Origin of the sequence: Aeromonas lacus (assembly GCF_000764665.1) — a bacterium.
GTDB classification, from domain to species: domain Bacteria; phylum Pseudomonadota; class Gammaproteobacteria; order Enterobacterales; family Aeromonadaceae; genus Aeromonas; species Aeromonas lacus.
Genome location: NZ_JRGM01000073.1, coordinates 1 through 4,643, shown reverse-complemented (window position 1 = coordinate 4,643; position 4,643 = coordinate 1). Strand labels below are relative to the sequence as shown.

Sequence of the window (4,643 nt, the reverse complement as noted above, 5' to 3'; positions counted from 1 at the left end):
GTAAAAGAAATTGTGCCAACAGAGCAGGTCGTTGACATTCTCTGTGATGTCTGTGGTCGTAGTACAAAAACGAATTTTTGGAACCAATCAATACGGCTCGTTATCGGCGGATTTTGGCTATGGTTCCCGTCACGATGGTGAGCGTTATCAGGTGCATCTTTGTGAAATGTGTTTTTTCGGTACACTCGCAACAGTGAGGGAGATGCATCGTGGAGATCATATGTGTGACGATGACTATGAGGCCGCAAACCCAGACACATTTGGGCGTGTTTAGTTGAATAAGAAAAGTAAATCCCCTCACAACCCAGATTGAGTGAAATACCATATTGGTATGATCGACTCATACTATGAGCCGATCATATTAGTTGATCGGCTCATTTCGTGAGCCGATCAAGATCGTTCATCGGCTCATCTGGTGAGGTGGTCTCAACGCTAGCTACTACATAGATTAATTTTTTGGCTACACAGTTTCATAGAAGATTGGAGCCAGGTCACTAAGCAGATCCAAACGCAATTTAGCTCACGATTTTTAAATGATGCTATTTTAAAATCATCTTGGTGCCAAAAACAGTGGAGCTGATGATGGGATTGAGAGATAATTTCACTGATATAAAAATGTGATACATGAGGATAAAAATGAACGATTTTTTGAAAACTTTGTTGAATATCCGTAGTCTGCGAGCTGCATTGCGTGAGTTGTCATTTGAGCAGTTGGTCGAAATCAGAGAAAAATTCGAAGAGATTTTTGCTGAGCGTGAGCAGCAAGAAAACAAAATCAAAGCTGAGTCTGCTGAGCGTCTGCAAAAACTTGCTGAGTTTACCGAAATGTTGAAACAGGCAGGCATCGATCCGAGTGAGCTGGTTGGCACTTCGGCTCCAGCGAAAGCTGAGGGTTCAGCTAAAGCGAAACGCGCTCCTCGTCCTGCAAAATACAAGTACACCGAAGACGGTCAGGAGAAAACCTGGACTGGCCAAGGTCGCATGCCCAAGACCATCGCAGAAGCAGTGGCTAATGGTCGTGCATTGGAAGAGTTTTTGATCTAGTGCTGAGAGCCCATGCCAGCTCGGCGTGGGCCTTTAATTCTATCTGTAGTAGGAGCACCGTATGGGGAGGACATTGGAGGATATGATTTCATCCGAATCACCCGAGGTTGTCCAGAGAGCCAAGGCTCTTGCCGAAGAGCAACTGGTACGTCTCAGTGTGACCAAACTGCTTTCAAATCTCGGGCCTGGTGATGTTCCTGCAATAGATCCCGATGTTCTCGATAGTTTGTTATCACTCAAAAGATTAGTTGAGAGCCATGACTGTCGGTTAAGTCTATTCGTTCATATGCCTGACGGCACACATCATGGCGTCAACATTTAACTAAATAGCGTCATTTGTACACCAATCGCAGCTCTCATCTACCAGATGAAATTAACGCCCCATGGCGATGCTTTTTCAAACTCCCTCGGTGTGCAAGCGGATCTGATAGCGTGTATTGCGTCCGCCACCAGGTAATTTCTCAATGCACCCCCTACCCACCAATTCGGCCAGATGGCGTGTAGCCGTCGCCTTGCTGACTCCGGCGACTTTTTGATATTGGCTGGCGTTGATGCCATTTTCAAAACCTTGTTGGCCGCCATCCAATAAACGGTTAATAACCTTGGTTTGCTCTGGACTCAGACCATCATGACAGTGCTGCAACCAGAAATGTGTTTTGGCAAGAGAACGGTCAATAACCTGTAATGCCAGCTCTAAGGTGTAATCCAGTGTGTCGAGGAACCAACAGAGCCAGGATGTGATATCCAGCGAGCCCCTCTGAGCGATCTGACACGGGATAGGACGGAGTTTGTGATCCCCCTAACCGCCTAGCCAGGGAAGAACGCACGGATTGGGCATTGAGACGCTCACCCTCAATAGCGGATGAGGAGATGATGTTAGCCAGTAACGTGTCCAACTTTTGGTCGGGGTTCCCCAACCTAGAATGACTACCGATTAGAATTCCCTGCCTGCGTTGAACCTGCCGTAATCTGGGCAATACCTCGCTATCCTGCCAACGAAAATGGGGCCAATCAGCTTGTTGCCAAATCCAAAATGGTTCCATTATTTCCTCATCCAACGTGTTAGGGTCTCAATAATGAGCCGACCTAGCCCATCATTCGGCTCAACATCTGAGCCGAATATAACACATGCAGCAGACCAACAGAGCTGGTAGTGAGGATGGAGATACAGGCTGAAAATCTCAGACCGGAGCTGACGAAAAACTGGATTTATTGCTGCTGTGTGGCGCTACAGCAACCAGTAGATAGACAAGGCGGGAACTCATTGTCGTTTCGAATAGATCTTGTGAGCTTGCAGCTTACGCTGCATAAAGCCACGCACAAGCAGATGCCGTCTGGTCTGCTCATTCATATGCCTGATGATACTCACTAATATTGGGATGCCAGTCTAAGCCACCAAAAGAGAAGAATTGAACCACCGAGTAGATTACCTGCCAGGTATTTCCAAGAGCGATTTGACAAGAACAAAATCGCCCCCAGAATCGTTATCAAACCCCAGAGATAGGGCATGAGCAGTACATATAGGCCAGTCAGTGAGTATTCATCGTTAAACCAGTCATAGACAGGCTGAATCAACAGGATCGATGCATTCAAGAGGTGATAGAGCATGAACAACACGAATACCCATGTTCTCTCTGTCTTCACGGCTGCGCTCACTTTAGTTCCCCTTGGAATGGATAGCTGAGTTCAATGACGGTCAAAAATGGCTTGTAGGCAAAGCGCTTGTAGTGTTGAAGCACAAACCAGCTTCTGAAACCGGACGCCAGGCCGTAGAACTTGACTCTTCCGGTCGTGGGGTCAGGGCCAATGTCAGGATAATCGAGACCGAAGTGGTCATATAGCGTTACCTTGATCGTGCCCTTGTAGAAATCGCCAAACTTTTCATATGTCGTGATTTCCGCCTTGCCTGCCCAGACATCGTTCACCGCAATTGTGAGGCCCTGTACCTTATCCGCCGCAGAGTTGAAGATGGGTAACCGAAAGCCGGAGGTCTTGCTGTATTGCTGCATCAAGTCACTCAGAACAAGCTTATTCACATCACCATCAACTTCGGCCAGCTTTGCCTTCACTTCCTTGATAAGGGTATCTGAGAACTTGATCGTGGTCGGGTGAGCTCGCGCTGCTCTCGTCAACGCTTGGTTCCGATATTCACCCCCCTCGGATTTCTCGAACTTGGCGATCATGGCCAGAATGTTCATCTTCAAGTCGCCAGTTGCAAACAATGTGGCCATGTTGCGGAAGCTACTAAAGAACACCTTGGGGTCAGTCTTTTCGAGATCACCAATAAAGCCGTCATCTCCCATCTTCCCTACAAACATGGGGATAGCCTGGATCTGCTCTGCCGTCATCGTGCCATAGGTCATATCTTCGGCGGGGCTGCCATCAACGTTCTTACCTGGCTCACGCTTCGACTTGTAGATGAGCACAGGTACACGATAGGTTGTGGCTGACGTTGTATCGGTTTTTGGCTTGAGAGCAGGAGGAATGGTTTCTGTCTTCGGACGCTCTTTCTCTGCCGAACCGAACCACATTGTCGGCTTGGCTTGGGCATATGCCGACTTGATGGCCTGCTCAAACCTGGGCGTCCCCCTCACCGAGATTTGGTCTCCTTGGATACTACAGCAAGCAAACACATCAGATTGCATCCCCAATACCACCTTCGATCCGTCATCAAGGCTTCCAGCCACAGGGCCTAGAATGCGCTTGAACTCGTCCTTGGTAAGTTGGTGGATGTCTCTGAGGTCTGGTCTCTGCATGTATAGAGGGCTCGATAAAGAGTGGTGAAAGGGTCACTTTATCATCAATGCGCCAATCGAGACCATGTAGGCATTTTCTGAAAACGGCAGTTTGTGACGCTTTCTATATAGGCAATAGGGGGGGTAATAGCTAATAGGAAATGCTAAAGCTGGCAATGATGCTAATTACCATCACTGTGAATAATTATAGGAAAATATAGTTTTATCTGGGTGAAGATATAATTATTTGGAAAATATATCTATGGCAGCAACTCGCGAATGTCACACCCCATTACTCTGGCAAGACGATAAGCCTTTTCCAGGGTGATATTAACCTCACCACGCTCAATTCGTCCTACGTAGCTTCTATCAATTTCGGCCGCATATGCGAGTGCATCCTGTGATACGCCCAATTGAAGCCGTCTATTACGTACAGCATCACCAAATTTTTTTGCTAGATCTTGCATGTCTCGCCTCTCACTGGCGAGCACTATCTCTGGTTGTCTGGCTAACGACCACGGATTATAATCCGCAATTGAATTTAGATTTCTACTAAATGTTTTCGTTCGAGACCGAGGATTGCTTATGAGCTCCCAGACTGTGTGGTTACCAACCGCGCTCTACACCGCACTCATTCGATTGCAGATGGATGATTTCACTACAACGGAGTGCTTGAACGCAGTCTTTGGTGAATCAGAGTACAATCAGGCCCATAAGAGGCGATATGGCCTCGTTTATCGTAATCTGATGAAGTTGGTTGACGCGGGTTTCCTGGAACGGAGAAATGTTGATGATGTCCGATCGTATCCAAGTTTCGTTAAAACCCCTTTGTTTCATGATGTGAACTTTCAGGAGGAATTGAGT

General features: G+C 47.3%; 4 protein-coding genes and 1 pseudogene. 2 read left to right on the top strand and 3 right to left on the bottom strand.

Features of this window, described 5'->3' with window-relative positions; genetic code table 11:
* The first annotated feature begins 636 nt into the window (after positions 1–636).
* On the top strand, positions 637–1,044 hold the full coding sequence (locus LG31_RS0107665) for an H-NS family histone-like protein (RefSeq protein WP_033113898.1): 408 nt from the start codon (positions 637–639) through the stop codon (positions 1,042–1,044).
* A 671-nt stretch (positions 1,045–1,715) separates the two neighbouring features.
* Here the strand turns inward: LG31_RS0107665 and LG31_RS21615 are convergent.
* From LG31_RS21615 to LG31_RS20365, 3 genes are all read right to left on the bottom strand, one after another.
* Positions 1,716–2,087 (bottom strand): DUF4172 domain-containing protein, encoded by a 372-nt coding sequence (locus LG31_RS21615; protein WP_238567496.1) that lies wholly within the window; start codon positions 2,085–2,087, stop codon positions 1,716–1,718.
* A 609-nt stretch (positions 2,088–2,696) separates the two neighbouring features.
* On the bottom strand, positions 2,697–3,800 hold the full coding sequence (locus LG31_RS0107655; protein WP_033113896.1) for a DUF3289 family protein: 1,104 nt from the start codon (positions 3,798–3,800) through the stop codon (positions 2,697–2,699).
* Between the two features lie 239 nt (positions 3,801–4,039).
* Entirely contained in the window at positions 4,040–4,246 is a 207-nt protein-coding gene (locus LG31_RS20365; RefSeq protein WP_074045178.1) for a helix-turn-helix domain-containing protein, read from the bottom strand.
* 118 nt (positions 4,247–4,364) lie between these two features.
* On the opposite strand from LG31_RS20365, the pseudogene LG31_RS21610 reads away from it, so the two are divergent.
* A pseudogene (locus tag LG31_RS21610) lies at positions 4,365–4,643 on the top strand (hypothetical protein); the annotation flags it as partial.

Coding starts and splice junctions, on each gene's coding strand:
- LG31_RS0107655 (WP_033113896.1), bottom strand. CDS start 3,800: ATGCAGAGACCAGACCTCAGAGACATCCACCAACTTACCAAGGACGAG.
- LG31_RS21615 (WP_238567496.1), bottom strand. CDS start 2,087: ATGGAACCATTTTGGATTTGGCAACAAGCTGATTGGCCCCATTTTCGT.
- LG31_RS0107665 (WP_033113898.1), top strand. CDS start 637: ATGAACGATTTTTTGAAAACTTTGTTGAATATCCGTAGTCTGCGAGCT.
- LG31_RS20365 (WP_074045178.1), bottom strand. CDS start 4,246: ATGCAAGATCTAGCAAAAAAATTTGGTGATGCTGTACGTAATAGACGG.